2 protein-coding genes are annotated in these 1546 nt (G+C 57.8%); both read right to left on the bottom strand.

Annotated elements, in window-relative coordinates; translation table 11 throughout:
- On the bottom strand, nucleotides 1-818 hold an 818-nt coding region (locus KBI52_RS01580), incomplete at its 3' end, for a lytic transglycosylase domain-containing protein (RefSeq protein ID WP_210804883.1).
- 437 nt (nucleotides 819-1255) lie between these two features.
- A partial coding sequence (locus KBI52_RS01575) for a Crp/Fnr family transcriptional regulator (RefSeq protein WP_210804882.1) occupies nucleotides 1256-1546 on the bottom strand: 291 nt, incomplete at its 5' end.

Below are 1546 nucleotides of genomic sequence, written 5' to 3'. Positions count from 1 at the left end.
AGTTGGATGAGGCGAAGTTTCTGACGCGACGATCCGCCGGCGCGATCCTGCAGACGCCATGTTTTGTTGGCTCTTCCCAGATCCAGCTGCAGCCTGCTGAAGCCAAGCCGCTTGTGAGCCTCGAGCCGAGAGACCATGGCGGGCGTGATCGTACGCTTCTTCACGCGCTTGAGCACAACCTGTTGACCGCGCGTGCGGGTTACCGGATCTGCGAGCACCTCAGTTCCATTTCCTATCTGAGCTCCCACTGTTGCAAGATGCTGACGAGCCCTTCGGCAATACTCGATGCTGAGGGCGCTCATCTGTTCCGAGGCGTGCCCCGCGCGGTATTTCATCAGCGCACGACACAAGTCCCCATCAGCTAGCCGCCACGCTTTGGCCAGATACCCCACGCCATAGCGGAGATTGGTTCTCGGCTCGGCCAGTTCAGTAGAAGTTCCTTGGAAACCGAGCAACGCGGCGGTCTTGGGTCTGACCTGCATAAGTCCGATCTCACCAATGCTGCCAACCACGGTCGGATCGTACCGGCTCTCAATTCGCACCACCGCATCGACAAGGGCTGGCGGCACACCGTTCGCTGCCGCCTCCTCAGCGATGGCAGGCAAGTACGTGGAGCGGTCTTTCAGAGCGTGGGGAGGAGAAGCAAGGTCCAGAACGGTCGACGTTGAAATCGGATCAAGATCAGGATGCAATGGAAGGGATGCAAGCTGCCAATCCACATCGATTTCGAGCACATTAAAGTCAGGCTTTGCTGATCCTGAACTTGGAACAAGCACGACGAACGCTGTCGCGCAGGCGACAAGACGCAAACTGAACATGGCCAGGATCCCTCAAGGGCGGCGCTCGCTTCAGCTTTTCGCAAAAGTGTTGATGGACCGTTTATCGGCAAGGCGATCTATCAAGCCTTGCCTGATTGAGAGATTTGAGCCTCTTGGTGCAGTAACGGTTCCGTAACCACAACTCCAATCGCACTTGATCGAACTCGCAGGCACGGCGTTGGCTCTGTGCCTGTACGAGAGAGAACTGCCCATGACGATTCTCGACCCAATCACCGGAAACCGCGTCACGATCGATACGTCGAGCAGACCGCGCCGGTAGGTGCTCCAGAGAGCTGCGAGGTGGTGATGAAACGATCCTCAGCACGCCGGGCCAGACGCTGGGTCATTCTTGAGCTGACCCGCAGCCTCGATCAGTTGCCCGACATCATAGCCTGGACAGGAGAAGCCCGCAGTAGGTCAGACAACGAGTTGAGTCTTCAGCGCACCACAGCAGTGTAGGGTAGCAGGCGCACGAATACGTCGTGAATTGTCTGGTAGCACTCACACGAGACTTCTCTGAGAGCAGTCGGGTCTGTGATAGCGATGCCGCCCCTGCTTTGCCTGACCAATCCAGCGGCCTGGAATTTCTTCATGATGGCACTGATTGTTGAGCGCTGGACCCCCATTCGGTCCGCCCAGAATTCGTGTGTGAGGGGGATGATCCCCTGATCAACCCGATGGCTCGTGCTCAGGATCAGGCGAGCGCACCGGGCTTCCACACTATGGAT

Origin of the sequence: Microvirga sp. HBU67558, assembly GCF_018069605.1 — a bacterium.
Taxonomy (GTDB): Bacteria; Pseudomonadota; Alphaproteobacteria; order Rhizobiales; family Beijerinckiaceae; genus Microvirga; species Microvirga terrae.
The sequence above is the reverse complement of the archived record's forward strand: the minus strand, read 5'-3'. Positions and strand labels throughout refer to the sequence as shown.